Here is a 15,155-nt window from a genome sequence, read left to right on the forward strand (position 1 = left end):
TCTAACAGGGGTTTTTCGCACAAAACAAAAGTGACTGGCCAGTCTGCGACAGATGGTCGATGAGCGGCGTCACCTTTGCGCGAAATTTATTGCTTGAACTCGAAATCCAGCGCCGCGCCTTCGATATCGCGGCGTTCATCGTTACGCAACTGCAGCTTCATCTCGTTGCTGAGCAAGCGGCCGTTGATCTGGAACGCGCTGTTGTCGGAAGGTTTCTCGCCAAACATCGGCGGCAGCAAGGGCACGCTCTTGGGCTTGGGCATGGTGCCAATGGGCTGCAAGTGCCTGACCATCTCCGTAGGCAATGTCAGGTCCAACTGTGCCGGTGGCAGTTTGGTCTGCGCCACTTCATGGGCTGACTTGGATTTGCTCGCGACGGGGGCGCGCTTTTTCACCGTGGCGGCTTTCTTCTTGGCCGCCGGAGCCTTTTTGGCGGGCGCCGGTTTTTTCGCGGGGGTGGCCTGCTCGGTACTGGCGGCGGGCTTGCTTTCAGACACCACAGGCGTTGCCGCCAGCACGGTGCCGACGTTACACAGGCTTAACAGGCCAACCACTACAGCAGCGCGAAAAATAGATGTCATATCGCCAACAGCATTAACGGCAGAGGGCCATATGCTCGCTTGTTGTGCGCGGCATGACAAGTCTGGTGATTAGCCAGCTATCGGTACTGTCCCCATTACACGCCTCAGCCACCGGCCTCAAAGCCCGGCTGCAGTTTCCTGGCACAGCTGGCTGGCGAGCATCCCCAAGGTCATCAGCGCCCGCTCTGCCTCGCGGTTCCACGGCGTGCCGCAGTTGAGGCGAATACAGTGGTTGAACTGTTCCGTATTACTGAAAATCACCCCCGGCGCAATGCTGATGCCCTGCTGCAGTGCGCGCACGTGCAGTTCCTGGGTATTGACCCGCCCCGGCAAACTGACCCACAAGATAAAGCCGCCGTTGGGACGCGTCATCTGAGTGCCTTCCGGGAAATACTGCTGCACCGCCAGCTGAAAAGCGCTGAGGTTCTTGCGGTACTCCTGGCGGATATAACGCAGGTGGCGGTCATAACCGCCGTTTTCCAGGTAGGCCGCAACGCCCATCTGGGTCACGCTGCAGGCCGAGTGGGTGCTGAACATCTGCAGCCGCTGGATTTCCTGCTGGTATTTGCCGGCAATCATCCAGCCGATGCGCACGCCGGGAGACAAGGTCTTGGAAAAGCTCGAGCAGTAGATCACCCGGTCGAGGCGGTCATAGGCTTTCAGCGCCTTGGTGCGGCCCAGTTCGAACATCAGTTCGCCGTAGATATCGTCCTCGACGATCTGGATATCGAAATCCGAGGCCAGGCGCAGCAGCTGTTTCTGGCGTTCCTCAGGCATGGTCGCGCCTAAGGGATTGCTCAGGCGCGTGGTCAGCACCAGGGCCTTGATCGACCATTGGTTGGCCGCCAGTTGCAAGGCCTCAAGGCTCATGCCGGTGGACGGGTCGCTGGGGATCTCGATGACTTTAAGGCCCAGCAGATCGGCCAATTGCAGCAAACCGTAATAGGTGGGCGATTCGGCGGCGATCAGGTCGCCCGGGCGGGTCAGCACGCGCAACGACATCTGCAACGCATCGACACAACCGTGGGTGATCACCACTTCGGAGGGGTCCACCACTACGCCGGCGTCGCGCATGCGAATCGCCACTTGGCGGCGCAACGGCTCAAAGCCCGGGCTGAACATGTAACTGAATGCGCGCGGGCTCTGGAAGCGGGTGACTTTGGCCAATTGCTGGTGCAGCGCCCGCACAGGCAGGTAATCCACACTCGGCACGGCGGCACCCAACGGGAACACACCTTCGCGGCGCGACTCGACCAAGACTTGCTGGATGATGCTGCTGCGGGTGACCAACCCCGGGCGCTCGACCCTCGCGATGTCCGGCGTGGGCGCCGTCAACGCAGGCGTCTGGTGCACGTAATAGCCCGACTGCGGCCGCGCCCGGATCAGCCCCTGGTCTTCCAGGTTGGCATAGGCCTGTAACACCGTGGCGTGGCTGACGTTGAGCTGGGAGCTCATTTTGCGCACCGAGGGCACACGCTCACCGGGTTGATAGACACCACGGCGGATGTCCTCAGCCAGTTGCTGGGCGATACGTTGGTAGAGCAACAGATTGGTCATGACGCAGCACTCGATTTCACGGGTATTTTATTTTTGTGTGAAACATACCGGCACAGTTTAGAAGTGTACGGGGACAGTTGCGAGAATAGTCGAGCGCGGGCGGCAGTGATAGAAAAAACTGTGCGGGTGTTGAACATGAAAAACCCGATCAGCGATCGGGTTTGCTTGGGGTGGGAGCTGGCTTGCCTGCGATGACATCACCTCGGTTAGCCAGATCCACCGAGGTGCCCGCATCGCAGGCAAGCCAGCTCCCACAGAGGACCGCACAGGGCGTTAGCGCGCAGCGCCCAGCTGGCCCTTTTCATCGGAGAACACAATCTCCACCCGACGGTTCTGCGCGCGGCCACGCTCGGAGGCGTTGGCTTCGACCGGGTACTGGTCGCCATAGCCTTCGACCTGGATACGTTTTTCATCGATCCCCAGGTCCATCAGCACGTCGGCCACCGATTGCGCACGGTCGCGCGACAGCTTCAGGTTTTCCTGCTCGCCCCCGGTGTTGTCGGTGTAACCCTCGATGCGCACCACGCGCTTGGGGTTCAGTTGCAGGAACTGCACGATCTTCAGCACCGTCCGATTGGCCGAGTTTTCCAGCTGCGCATCACCGGTGTCGAACAGCACATCGCCGAGGGTCATCACCAGGCCGCGATCGGTCTGGGTGGTGGTCAGGCTGGCGATTTGCTCTTCAAGCCACTTGCCCTGTTGCTGCACGCTGGCAAGTTTGTTTTCGCGCAGGGCCAGCTGCAGGCGTTGGCGTTCCAACTCGAGCTTGGTGCCGCGCTCGGCGTTGAGGCCCTGTTCGGTGTGTTCGCGGGCGATCGCACTGTACCGCTGGCTCAGGTAAGCGTAATGCACCACGTCGGCACCGCTGCCCCAGTAGCTGGACAAACGATCGGCGCGCGCCAGGGATTCACCGGCGCGAATGACGTCCTTGGGTGCAAAGCGCAGCACATTGGCGTCCTCTTTGACCTTCTGGAAATCAGTGCCGGCCTGTTGCAAGGCCTGCTCGCTGTTCGGTTGGCTGGCGCAACCGCCCAGGGCGGCGCTGCCCAGCAGCACGACACAGCTCAACCCACGGATCATCGGGCTCATTGGGCTTCTCCCAACTGCAATTGCTTGCGCAGGCGGGTGATGCGGGTGTTGAGCACGCTCAGTTGCTCTTGGCTCTTTTGGGTCAGAACCTTGGCTTCGGCAAGGCGCGCGTCCAACTCGGCCTGTTCGGCCCGCATGCGCGCATGCTTGTAGGACTCATCGGCCATGTCGGCCTTGGCCCTGGCGAACTTGTCTTCGGCCAGTTTCAGCTCAGGCGAATCGTCGACGCTGGCCCCCACGGCGCTGGCTTGTTCCAGGGCTTGCTGGGTGAGGCGTATTTGCTCATTCGGCGCAGGATCGGCTGCACATCCCGCCAAAGCGACAACGGCGAGGGCCGCGAAAAGAGGTCGAATAGTCACTGTAAATCCTTACTTTGCTGGGGTGCCGACGGGTTGTTGCAATTGCGCTTTCCAGCGCTCGAGGTTGCGCTGCATTGCTGTTTGCACCACACCGGACGCGGGCAATTCTGTCATCTTTTTGGCCAGCTGTCCGCGCAGCCACGGATCATTGCAGGCCGAGTTGTGGGAAATCGCCAGGTACAAGCCGGGTTGATCGACAGGCACTTCTCGCGCGATCAAGTCGTTGCTCATGCCCAGCGTCTGGGCCATGGCCATACCCGAATAACGCCCGGCAAGCACGTAGTCCACTTCCCCCAGCAGCAGTTTCTGAAAGGCCGGCGTCAAGGTGGGAAAGCGTTGCAGGTTGAGCTGTTGGCTGGCGAAGGTGTCGAAATCGGCACTCAAGCGTGCGCGTTCCGAGACTGCGCCCTTTTGACCGTGCAGGTCGGCTGCCGTGGCGTAGACCAGCGCCGAATCCTTGCGGGTCCAGACCAGGTAGTCGATCTGCATCAAGGCCGGGTGGATGTAGTCGAGGGTTTCCAACTCGCCCAGGTTCAGCGGCGCATCGGCGAGGATGTCCATGCGCCCGCTGCGCACTTCATCCAGGGCCAGGGCGCGTTTGCCGCCATAGAGCAGGTCGATTTTAAGCCCCAGCTCCTTGGCCACTTGTTGCAGCACATCGGCGGTGGCGCCGATCAGGTGCGTCGGGTCTTGTGGGTCACGCCATAACAAGGGCGGCGCGTCCGGGCTGCCGGTGATCACCAGGCGCTCACATTTGCCAGCGGCCAGCGCCAGGCTCGGCAGTAGCGCCAATCCAAGTGTCAGTGCCAGCATTACAGGACGCAGATCCATGGCGGTTCTCCAGATTAAAAAGGGGCGCGCAAAAAAAAGCCCGGTCCAAAGACCGGGCTCTTTATAAGTGAAGCGGCTGGATTAGACCAGCTTCTCCAGCTCAGGTACGGCTTCGAACAAGTCTGCCACCAGGCCGTAATCAGCCACCTGGAAGATCGGCGCTTCTTCGTCCTTGTTGATCGCAACGATCACTTTGGAGTCTTTCATACCGGCCAAGTGCTGGATCGCGCCGGAGATACCGACGGCAATGTACAGCTGTGGCGCAACGATTTTGCCGGTCTGGCCGACCTGCATGTCGTTGGGTACGAAACCTGCGTCGACGGCCGCGCGGGACGCGCCGACCGCAGCGCCCAGCTTGTCGGCCAGGGCGTACAGGTGCTTGAAGTTGTCACCGTTCTGCATGCCACGCCCGCCGGAAACGACGATCTTGGCAGCGGTCAGCTCAGGACGATCCGACTTGGCCAGCTCTTCGCCAACAAAGCTGGACGTACCCGCGTCGTGGGCAGCGGAGACGGCTTCAACGGCCGCCGAACCACCTTCAGCAGCAACCGGGTCGAAACCGGTGGCACGCACGGTGATCACTTTTACCGACGCGTTGGACTGCACGGTGGCGATGGCGTTACCGGCGTAGATCGGGCGCTTGAAGGTATCAGCGCTTTCAACCGAGATGATCTCGGAGATCTGGTCAACGTCCAGCTGCGCGGCAACGCGTGGCAGGATGTTTTTGCCGTTGGAAGTAGCGGCAGCCAGGATGTGGCTGTAGCCAGCGCCCAGCTCTGCAACCAGAGGAGCAACGTTTTCCGGCAGTTGGTGAGCGTAGGCGGCGTTGTCGGCCAGCAGTACTTTGCTCACGCCAGCGATTTTCGCCGCGGCGTCAGCCACGGCGCCAGCGCCCTGACCTGCTACCAGCACGTGAATGTCGCCACCGATTTTCGCAGCGGCAGCCACGGTGTTCAGGGTGGCCGGGGCCAGCACCTTGTTGTCGTGTTCTGCGATTACCAAGATAGTCATGATTAGATTACCTTCGCTTCGTTTTTCAGTTTCTCGACCAGTTCAGCCACCGACTTGACCTTGATGCCCGCGCTGCGTGCAGCCGGCGCTTCAACCTTGACGGTCTTGTTGGTGGAGGCGGTGGAAACGCCCAAAGCTTCTGGAGTCAGCGACTCAAGCGGCTTCTTCTTGGCTTTCATGATGTTTGGCAGGGACGCATAGCGCGGCTCGTTCAAACGCAGGTCGGTGGTGACGATGGCCGGCAGTTTCAGCGAAACGGTCTGCGCGCCGCCGTCGATTTCACGGGTAACCGCTACGCTGTCGCCGCTCACTTCGACTTTGGAGGCGAAGGTGCCCTGGCCGTAACCGGTCAGCGCAGCCAGCATCTGGCCCGTCTGGTTATTGTCGCTGTCGATGGCTTGCTTGCCGAGGATCACCAGCTGAGGCTGTTCCTTGTCGACAACGGCTTTGAGCAACTTGGCAACGGCCAGGGAGGTCAGCTCTTCAGCCGATTCAACCAGGATGGCGCGGTCGGCGCCCAGTGCCAGGGCGGTACGCAGCTGCTCTTGGGCAGTGGTAGGACCGATGGAAACCACGACGATTTCAGTCGCCACGCCTTTCTCTTTCAGGCGTACGGCTTCTTCCACAGCGATTTCGCAGAAAGGGTTCATCGACATCTTGACGTTAGCGAGGTCGACGCCGGAATTGTCCGCCTTGACGCGAACTTTCACGTTGTAATCGACAACGCGTTTGACAGCTACAAGAACCTTCATGGATTCCTCGTTACTCTCCGGTGAAAAGAAAGTCGCCTAGGCGAACCTGGCGGTTGATGCTCATCGGCACACAAGGGCACCTCCAAAAACGTCGGCGGATGACCTTACTCACGGGAAATGATGACCGTTCGTCAGTGGTGACTGAGAGGTCATTCTTTATCGCGGCGTGTAAACTGCGCGCCATCAATGAAACGCGCGTCACCTGTTTTGCCTTGGCCCTGCTTTTGGACGTGCTCTTGAAACCTGCGGTATGCCTACGGTATGCGCAAAACCGACCGTATATTGACCGGAACGCCTATTCTGGTCAATACGCCAAAATAGCCAGTCATAAGCCGCGTTGCTTTGATTTACCTAGCTTCCAAGCAATTCAAACAAACGTTTGTATTGGACGCTGCCAGTGGTGTAGATATAATGCGCCACCTAGAGAGAAAGGTGGGTCATCCCGTGCTCCGAATGCACTGATGACGGATGCGACACCGAACCTCCACCCATTAAAAAAAAAGCCTGTTGAGCCTTGAGTAGGAGATAGCCTGTGGAACGCGAATACATGGAATTCGACGTGGTCATCGTCGGCGCTGGCCCGGCAGGCCTGTCTGCCGCCTGCCGACTGAAGCAGAAGGCCGCCGAAGCCGGTAAAGAAATCAGCGTCTGCGTGGTCGAGAAAGGCTCCGAAGTCGGCGCGCATATCCTTTCCGGTGCGGTGTTTGAACCCCGCGCCCTGAACGAACTGTTCCCGGACTGGAAAGCACTTGGCGCCCCGCTCAACACTCCCGTGGTGCGCGATGACATCTATGTACTGCGCAGCCCGGAAGCCGCCACCAAGGTTCCCGACTTCTTTGTGCCCAAGACCATGCACAACGAAGGCAACTACATCATCTCCCTGGGCAACCTGTGCCGCTGGCTGGCCCAGCAGGCCGAGAACCTGGGTGTGGAAGTCTACCCAGGCTTCGCCGCTCAAGAAGCTCTTTTCGACGAAAACGGCGTGGTCCGCGGGATCATCACCGGCGACCTCGGCGTCGACCGCGAAGGCCATCCAAAGGAAGGCGTCTATACCCCGGGCATGGAGCTGCGTGGCAAGTACACGCTGTTCGCCGAAGGCTGCCGTGGCCACATCGGCAAGCAACTGATCCAGCGCTTCAACCTGGACAGCGACGCCGACGCCCAGCACTACGGCATCGGCCTCAAAGAAATCTGGGAAATCGACCCCGCCAAGCACCAACCTGGCCTGGTGGTACACACCGCCGGTTGGCCGCTGGACATCATGAGCAACGAGAACACGGGCGGTTCTTTCCTCTATCACCTGGAAAACAACCAGGTGGTCGTGGGTCTGATCGTCGACCTGTCCTACAGCAACACCTTCCTGTCGCCGTTCGATGAGTTCCAGCGCCTCAAGCATCACCCGGTGCTGGCCCAGTACCTGGAAGGCGGCAAGCGCGTCAGCTACGGCGCGCGTGCCCTGGCCAAAGGCGGCATCAACTCGTTGCCGAAGATGGTCTTCAAAGGCGGCGCCCTGATCGGCTGCGACCTGGGCACCATGAACGTGGCCAAGATCAAAGGCAGCCACACCGCGATGAAGTCCGGCATGCTCGCCGCCGACGCGGTGGCCGAACGCCTGTTCGCCGAGTCTGAAGGCGGCGACGAACTGACCAACTACGTCGACAGCTTCAAAGCCAGCTGGCTCTACGAAGAGCTGTTCGCCAGCCGCAATTTCGGCCCGGCGATGCACAAGTTCGGCCCGATCCTCGGCGCCGGCTTCAACTGGTTCGACCAGAACATCCTCGGCGGCAAAATGCCGTTCACCCTGCACGACACCAAGCCGGACTACGCCTGCCTGAAGCTCGCCAAGGACAGCAAGAAGATCGATTACCCAAAACCCGACGGCAAGCTGAGCTTCGACAAGCTGAGCTCGGTGTTCATCTCCGGTACCAACCACGAAGAAGAACAGCCGTGCCACTTGAAGCTCAAGGACCCGAGCATCCCGATCGGCACCAACCTGCCGCTCTACGATGAACCGGCGCAGCGCTACTGCCCGGCCGGCGTGTATGAAGTGATCACCAAGGAAGACGGCGAGAAGCGCTTCCAGATCAACGCCCAGAACTGCGTGCACTGCAAGACCTGTGACATCAAGGACCCTTCGCAGAACATTACGTGGGTGACGCCGGAAGGCGCCGGCGGGCCGACTTACCCGAATATGTAAGTCATTGGCTTGAACAAAAAGGCTCCCAATCGGGAGCCTTTTTTATGCCCGGCCCAGATCAAATGTAGGAGCTGGCTTGCCGGCGATGACGGAGTATCAGTCAACCAATCTTTAGCGGGTCCACCGCTATCGCAGGCAAGCCAGCTCCCACATTGACCGCGTTGCATCAACAGAATCTAGGCAGCCCGCTCTTCACCGGGGTTACGCAGAAAATAGCGCTTATATTCACGACTGAACTGCGACGTACTCTGATACCCCACACTGTGCGCCGCCTGCGCCACGCTCAGGCCGTCCACCAGCAGCAACTGCTGCGCCTTGAGCAAGCGCAGCCGCTTCAAATACTGCACCGGCGACAACAACGTACAGCGCTTGAAATGCTCGTGGAACGTCGACGCGCTCATGTGCGCATAACCGGCCAGCGTCTCGATATTCAGCGGCTCGGCGTAATGGGCATGCAGGTGATTCAACGACGTGGCGATGCGCGAAAACTGCCCCTGCTGCTCCACCAATGCCCGCAACACATCGGCCTGCGGCCCGCGCAACGCGGTGAACAACAATTCGCGCACCCGCGCCGGGCCCATGATCCGGCTTTCCAGCGGATCGTGCAGGCACTGCAACAGTCGCTCCACGCACCCACGCATCGCATCATCGAGCACCACCGAACTCATCGATTCCAGCGTCTGCGCTGCCGGCGGCGGCCCGGCCTGAATGCCCATGGCCATGACCAACTCGCCCAGCACCACCCGATCAATACCCACCGTCACGCCATACAACGGCGCGTTCGGCAGGGCAAAGGTCTCGCATTCAAACGGCACCGGCATCGCCTGGATCAAATAATGCCCGGCGCCATACTCCAGCGTACGCGGGCCCAGGTAGGCGACTTTGCTGCCCTGGGCGACGATCATCAGGCTCGGCTCGTAGATCTGCGGGCCGCGCGCCACGTCGCAGCTGGCGCGCAAGACCTGCACGCCGGGAAGGTTCGTCGGCGAAAATCCGTCGCAGGGCGTAAGCCCTTTTATCAAGGCCACCAAGGTGGCGTTGGCGTCGAGATGGCGGGTCAACAACATGGCAAAAAACTTCGCGAAAAAGGGATGAGAGCATCATCGCAGGTCTGAGGGCACATGAATCCAAACAAGGGGCACTCCCGGACGAATAGGCATGAGACTCGGAGCAATCGCCATGGCCGCATCCGGGCGCGGCGCGGAGAATGCGCCGCCTCCCTAGTTATTCCTGTTGCGAGGTTTCCTCATGTATACCGCCATCGGTTATGCCGCCCAGTCGGCGACCACTCCCCTCGCCCCCATGTCCTTCGAACGCCGCAGCCCGCGCGCCGATGACGTGGCCATCGAGATTCTCTACTGCGGCGTGTGCCACTCCGACATCCACCAGGCGCGCAACGAGTGGGGCATTGCCGTGTACCCGCTGATGCCGGGCCACGAGATCGTCGGCAAAGTCACCGCCGTCGGCGCCAGCGTCACCGCGCACAAAGTCGGCGACCTGGTCGGCGTGGGCTGCATGGTTGATTCGTGCCGCCACTGCGACGCCTGCCACGCGGACCTGGAGCAATACTGCCTCGAAGGCCCGACCATGACTTACGCCACCCCGGACCGGGTCGACGGCAGCAACACCATGGGCGGCTACTCCGACAGCATCGTGGTCAGCGAGCACTTCGTGGTGAAAATCCCGGCCAAGCTCGACCTGGCCAGCGCCGCACCGATCCTGTGTGCCGGCATCACCACCTACTCGCCACTCAAGCATTACGGCGTAAAAGCGGGCGACAAAGTCGGCGTGCTGGGCATGGGTGGCCTGGGCCACATGGGCATCAAGTTCGCCAAGGCGATGGGCGCAGAAGTCACGCTGTTCACCCGCTCCGCGAGCAAGGCTGAAGAAGGCCGTCGCCAGGGCGCCGATCACGTGATCGTGTCCACCGACGCCGAGCAAATGAAAGCCGCCGCCGGCAGCTTCGACTTCCTGCTCGACACCATTCCGGTGCAGCACGACCTGAACCCCTACCTCGACGTGCTGCGCTTTGACGGCGTGCACATTCTGGTCGGCCTGATCGAACCGGTCGATCCGCCGGTCAACGCCGCCAAGCTGGTGTTGGGCCGTAAAGTGCTGGCCGGTTCGTTGATCGGCGGTATTGCCGAAACCCAGGAAGTCCTGGATTTCTGCGCCGAGCACAACATCACCTGCGACATCGAAATGCTCGACATCCGCCAGATCAATGAGGCTTACACCCGCATGATCGCCGGTGATGTGAAGTACCGCTTTGTCATCGACATGGCGACCTTGAAGGCCTGATCAGGCCTTCGCGCCTAACTCCGCTGACAGCCGCGCTGCGACCTGTTTGATCACAGGGATCAGCTCGGCCATTTTTTCCAGCGGCATGTAGGGCACGGTACTGGCGATGCTGATGCCGGCGACGATTCGCCGGCTGGCATCGCGCACCGGTGCCGCCACACAACGGATCGACGGTTCGTTGTCTTCCAGATCGAACGCATACCCCCCCGCCACATATTCGCGCATGCGCTGCTCGAACTGTGCCCAGGATTGCTCCGGGTGCTGCGGCCACTGCTGGCTCTTGCCACCGGCCGGAAGGCTGGCTTCATACAGGCGCTGCCACTCCTGCACCGAGTCGTCCAGCAACATCGCCTTGCCCACACCCGTGCGCGCCAGTGGCATGCGATGGCCCACCCGCGAGCGCATTTCCGGACCGTTACGGCCGGGATTCTTGTGCAGGTAAAGCACGTCGTCGTATTCGCGAATCGCCAGGTGGATGGTGTCGCCGGTCAGCGCCGACAACTCATCCAGATACGGCACCGCGAGGCTCACCAACGGCAATTCTTCACGGGCCTGGAAGCCCAACTCGATCAGCTTGGGCCCCAACAGGTAACCGACTTGCGGCACGACGCGAAGGTAACGCTCCTCCACCAGGCAACTGGCCAGGCGGTGGGTGGTGCTGCGGGTGGTGCCGATGCGCCGGGCGATCTCTTTCAGATCCCGCGCACCGGCCGCCACTGCCTGCACCACGCCCAGGCCACGCAACAGAGTCTGGGTGCCGGTGGGCGCGGCGTCTTTGACGGGGATGTGGGCGTTTTCCTGCATATCGGGCCTATTGGGAAGTACGAAAACGGCGCCATTATGGCAAAAGCAGCCCTCCTGAACAGAGGAGATCCACTGTGGGAGCTGGCTTGCCTGCGATGAGGCGTGTCAGGCAGTCAATGTGCAGGCTGACACACCGCTATCGCAGGCAAGCCAGCTCCCACATTTGGATCTCCACAGGGCAAGGCTTCAGCGTTGTTTCATACGGTCGATAATCACCGCCAGCAACAGGATCGAACCGCGAATCACGTACTGGTAAAAGGTGTCGATGTTCTTCAGGTTCATCGCATTCTCGATGATCGCCAGAATCAACACCCCGGCAATCACATGCCGGATCATGCCGATGCCGCCGCTCAGCGACACGCCGCCCAGTACACAGGCGGAAATCACCGTCAGCTCAAAGCCCTGCCCGATCATCGGCTGGCCGGAGGTCATGCGCGAGGCCAGAATCACCCCCGCCAACGCGCCGATCAAACCGTGCACGGCAAAGATGATGATCTTGGTGCGATCGACATTCACCCCGGCCAGCAACGCCGCTTCCTGGTTACCGCCGATGGCCATGGTGTTGCGCCCGTAGGTGGTGTAGTTGAGCAGCCAGCCGAAGAACACAAAGCACAGCACGGTGATGATGATCGGCACCGGCACGCCCATCAATTGGCCGTTGCCGAACACGAAAAAGCGCTCATCCATCACGCCGACGGCCTTGCCGTTGGAGAAGATATAGGCCAGGCCGCGCACGATCTGCATGGTCGCCAAGGTGGCGATCAACGCATTGATGCGCAGCTTGGCGATCACAATGCCGTTGATCAGCCCCACCACCAGGCCCATGGCCAACGCCGCCGACACGCCGAGCACCACGCTGTCGGTGTCACGAATCACAATCCCCGCCACGACGCCGGCGCAGGCAATCACCGAACCCACCGACAAGTCGAAGTGCCCCGACGCCAGGCAGAACAACATGGTGCACGCAGCGATACCCACCGTGGAAATCGCCAGGCCCAGCCCGCGCATGTTCAGCGGCGAGAGGAAGTTGTCGATAAACAACGCGCTGAGCACAAAAATGCTCAACGCGGCGAGCAGCATCACCCAATCATCAAGAAACTTGCGCTGGTTAAAACCCGGCCAGAAGCTCTTTGCAGTTTTTATTTGCGACATCATTCACCTCGAATTCTTCAAGCCCGCGTACGCGGAAGTGCCAATTGCAATAGCTGTGCTTCGTCCGCCTGATCGCGGTTCAACTCGCCGGTCAGTACGCCTTCGCTCATCACCAGGATGCGGTCGGAGATGCCCATGACTTCCATCAAGTCGCTGGACACCACGATCACCGCGATGCCACTGGCAGCCAGGTTGTGGATGATCTGGTAGATCTCCGACTTGGCGCCGATGTCGATGCCGCGCGTCGGCTCATCGAGCAGCAGCACCTTCATCGGCATCGACAGCCAGCGGCCGAGAATGGCCTTCTGCTGGTTACCGCCAGACAGGTACATGATTTTCTGTTCGGCGTTCGGCGTTTTGACTTTCATCGCCTGGATTTGATGGTCGGCGTTGCCCTTCTCCCAGCCCTCACGCAAGAGCCAGCCAAACGTGGAATGGGCGCCGCGTGCGCTGATGTTGATGTTCTCGGCGACGCTGGACAGCGGGATGATGCCTTCCTTTTTACGGTCTTCCGGGCACAGCAGCACGCCCGCATCGATGGCATCACGCGGCGAGCGCAGGTGCAGGTTTTCACCAAAGAGCTGCAGCTGCCCGGCGGTGGAACGCGTCAATCCGCTCAGCAGCCGAAACAACTCGGTACGCCCCGCGCCAACCAACCCGAACAGGCCGAGAATCTCGCCTTTGTGCACCTCAAGGCTGACCGCTTCGCGCAAGCCCGGGCCCAGCAAGCCCTCGACCTTGAGCGCCACCTCGCCGCGCTCACGCGGGCGGTAGTCGTAGATGTCCTGAATATCCCGGCCGACCATGCACGTCACCAATTGGTCGTGGGTCAGCGTGGCCATGTCGTCAAAGGTGCGCACGAAGCGGCCGTCCTTGAACACCGTCACCGCGTCGCAGATACGGAACACCTCTTCCATACGGTGCGACACGTAGAGCACCACTTTGCCCTCGTCGCGCAGGCGCGTGATGATCGCCATCAAACGGTCGATCTCCCGCGCCGAGAGGCTGCTGGTGGGTTCGTCGAAGGCAATTACATGGGCGCCACGGGACAACGCCTTGGCGATTTCCACCAGCTGACGTTGGCCCAGCGACAGCCGGCCGAGCTTCTCCTGCGGGTCGATCTCATCGGCCAGGCCTTTGAGACACGCCAGCGCCTGCTTGCGCAGCAGCCCGCCATTGACCACGCCGAAACGCGACGGCAAATGCCCGAGGAACAGGTTCTCGGCCACGGTCATTTCCGGCACCAGGTGCAGCTCCTGGTGGATCACCGCGACGCCGCTGGCAATGCTGTCGGCGGCAGACTTGAAGTCCATGGTCTGCTCGCCGATCTGCACCGTGCCGCTGCTCGGAATGTAGGCGCCGCCGAGGATTTTCAGCAGGGTCGATTTGCCCGCGCCGTTCTCGCCCATCAGCGCGTGCACCGAGTGCGGTCGCGCTTCAAAGCTGATCTGCGCCAAGGCTTTGACCCCGGGAAAATCCTTGCCGATGCCGTTGAACCGCAAGGCCGCGCCGGTCATTTCCACAGACCGATTTTGCTCAACTCTTCCTTGAAGTTGGCGCGGGTGATCAGGGTCACGTTGTCCAGGGCGGTGAACTTGGCCGGCTCAGTGCCTTTGGTCACCCACTCGAACATCGCCGTGGCGGTTTTGTAGCCGGAAGCGTCCGGGCTCAGCAGCATCGAGCCGTAGAAACCGGTGTCTGATTTCTTGAGCTCTTCGATGGCATCGGTGCCATTGATGCCCACGCCAATCACGTTGGCCGCCTTGAACCCGGCGCTTTCGGTGGCGCGCACGCCGCCGAGCACGGTGCTGTCGTTCATGCCGCCGATGATCAGGTTTTTCGCGGTGCCCGGCAGTTTCACCAGTGCCGAGTTGGTCGAATCCATACTGCCCGGTACGTCGAGGGTTTTCTGTGCGCTGAACAGGATGTGGTCGGCGGGCAAGCCGGCGGCCTTGAGGCCTTCTACCGAACCGTCGGTGCGCTTCTTGCCGGTTTCCAGCTCGTCAAAGGTATTGATGACGGCGTAGGTTTCCTTCCAGTCCCAGTTGCGGTGCTTGGCTTCGGTGGCCATGGCTTCACCTTGTTTCTGGCCGATCTTGTAGGCGTCCAGGCCGACGTAAGGGACGTCTTCCATGGGCTTGCCTTTGGCGTCGACGAAACGGTCATCCACCGCCAACACTTTCAAACCGTTGAGCTTGGCCTTGGCCATGATCGCCGGGCCCAGTGACACGTCCGGCGGGCAGATCACAAAGCCTTTGGCGCCGTTGGCGGCGAGGGTGTCGATGGCCGACAGGGTTTTCTCGCCATCGGGCACGGCGATCTTGATCACGGTGAAGCCCTGGTCCTTGCCGGCCTTTTCGGCGAAGGCCCATTCGGTCTGGAACCAGGGCTCTTCTGCCTGCTTGACCAAAAAGCCGATCTTTACCTCTTCGGCAGACACGAAGCCGCTGAAGGCTGCGGCGAGCGCCAGGGCACCGAGTGTTTTCTTGAACATGAACCACCTCTTCTTGTTATCGAAAAA

Annotated in this window: 14 protein-coding genes; 2 read left to right on the plus strand and 12 right to left on the minus strand. The window is 60.8% G+C overall.

Annotation, left to right across the window (positions count from 1 at the left end; genetic code table 11):
- Positions 1 to 86: 86 nt before the first annotated feature.
- The 7 genes from ACP7B3_RS07760 to ACP7B3_RS07790 form a co-directional block, all read right to left on the minus strand.
- Complete coding sequence (locus ACP7B3_RS07760; RefSeq protein WP_426178581.1) at positions 87 to 581, minus strand: translation initiation factor 2; 495 nt, start codon at positions 579 to 581, stop codon at positions 87 to 89.
- Positions 582 to 698: 117 nt separating this feature from the next.
- Positions 699 to 2,138, minus strand: coding sequence for a PLP-dependent aminotransferase family protein (locus tag ACP7B3_RS07765; RefSeq protein ID WP_106576193.1), 1,440 nt, complete (start codon positions 2,136 to 2,138; stop codon positions 699 to 701).
- Between the two features lie 273 nt (positions 2,139 to 2,411).
- Complete coding sequence (locus tag ACP7B3_RS07770) at positions 2,412 to 3,227, minus strand: OmpA family protein (RefSeq protein ID WP_426178582.1); 816 nt, start codon at positions 3,225 to 3,227, stop codon at positions 2,412 to 2,414.
- The gene (locus ACP7B3_RS07775) at positions 3,224 to 3,586 is read right to left on the minus strand and encodes a DUF4398 domain-containing protein (RefSeq protein WP_242196081.1); all 363 of its coding nucleotides are present in this window, start codon (positions 3,584 to 3,586) and stop codon (positions 3,224 to 3,226) included. The genes ACP7B3_RS07770 and ACP7B3_RS07775 overlap by 4 nt, the downstream gene beginning before the upstream one ends.
- A 9-nt stretch (positions 3,587 to 3,595) precedes the next feature.
- Positions 3,596 to 4,417, minus strand: coding sequence for a substrate-binding periplasmic protein (locus tag ACP7B3_RS07780; RefSeq protein WP_426178583.1), 822 nt, complete (start codon positions 4,415 to 4,417; stop codon positions 3,596 to 3,598).
- Positions 4,418 to 4,498: 81 nt separating this feature from the next.
- Positions 4,499 to 5,428, minus strand: coding sequence for an electron transfer flavoprotein subunit alpha/FixB family protein (locus ACP7B3_RS07785; protein WP_145159239.1), 930 nt, complete (start codon positions 5,426 to 5,428; stop codon positions 4,499 to 4,501).
- Positions 5,429 to 5,430: 2 nt separating this feature from the next.
- Complete coding sequence (locus ACP7B3_RS07790; RefSeq protein ID WP_057009251.1) at positions 5,431 to 6,180, minus strand: electron transfer flavoprotein subunit beta/FixA family protein; 750 nt, start codon at positions 6,178 to 6,180, stop codon at positions 5,431 to 5,433.
- Positions 6,181 to 6,712: 532 nt separating this feature from the next.
- On the opposite strand from ACP7B3_RS07790, the gene ACP7B3_RS07795 reads away from it, so the two are divergent.
- Positions 6,713 to 8,377, plus strand: a complete 1,665-nt coding sequence (locus ACP7B3_RS07795; RefSeq protein WP_106576188.1) for an electron transfer flavoprotein-ubiquinone oxidoreductase — start codon at positions 6,713 to 6,715, stop codon at positions 8,375 to 8,377.
- Positions 8,378 to 8,553: 176 nt separating this feature from the next.
- Here ACP7B3_RS07795 and ACP7B3_RS07800 read toward each other — a convergent pair whose 3' ends face one another.
- A complete protein-coding gene (locus tag ACP7B3_RS07800) occupies positions 8,554 to 9,444 on the minus strand; it encodes an AraC family transcriptional regulator (protein ID WP_242196086.1) in 891 nt (296 codons plus the stop codon).
- A 181-nt stretch (positions 9,445 to 9,625) separates the two neighbouring features.
- Here ACP7B3_RS07800 and ACP7B3_RS07805 point away from each other — a divergent pair, with 181 nt between their 5' ends.
- Complete coding sequence (locus ACP7B3_RS07805) at positions 9,626 to 10,678, plus strand: NAD(P)-dependent alcohol dehydrogenase (RefSeq protein ID WP_017138342.1); 1,053 nt, start codon at positions 9,626 to 9,628, stop codon at positions 10,676 to 10,678.
- Here ACP7B3_RS07805 and ACP7B3_RS07810 read toward each other — a convergent pair whose 3' ends face one another.
- The 4 genes from ACP7B3_RS07810 to ACP7B3_RS07825 form a co-directional block, all read right to left on the minus strand.
- Positions 10,679 to 11,482 carry an IclR family transcriptional regulator gene (locus ACP7B3_RS07810; RefSeq protein ID WP_106576182.1) on the minus strand — a complete coding sequence of 268 codons (804 nt, stop codon included), beginning with the start codon at positions 11,480 to 11,482 and terminating at the stop codon, positions 10,679 to 10,681.
- Positions 11,483 to 11,668: 186 nt separating this feature from the next.
- On the minus strand, positions 11,669 to 12,634 hold the full coding sequence (gene araH, locus ACP7B3_RS07815; RefSeq protein ID WP_106576704.1) for an L-arabinose ABC transporter permease AraH: 966 nt from the start codon (positions 12,632 to 12,634) through the stop codon (positions 11,669 to 11,671).
- 17 nt (positions 12,635 to 12,651) lie between these two features.
- A complete protein-coding gene (araG, locus tag ACP7B3_RS07820) occupies positions 12,652 to 14,151 on the minus strand; it encodes an L-arabinose ABC transporter ATP-binding protein AraG (RefSeq protein ID WP_416362781.1) in 1,500 nt (499 codons plus the stop codon).
- The gene (locus tag ACP7B3_RS07825) at positions 14,148 to 15,128 is read right to left on the minus strand and encodes a substrate-binding domain-containing protein (RefSeq protein ID WP_106576180.1); all 981 of its coding nucleotides are present in this window, start codon (positions 15,126 to 15,128) and stop codon (positions 14,148 to 14,150) included. Before ACP7B3_RS07825 ends, araG begins: the two co-directional genes overlap by 4 nt.
- Positions 15,129 to 15,155: the final 27 nt, after the last annotated feature.

The organism is Pseudomonas sp. TWRC1-2 (assembly GCF_049896685.1).
Classification (GTDB): Bacteria; Pseudomonadota; Gammaproteobacteria; order Pseudomonadales; family Pseudomonadaceae; genus Aquipseudomonas.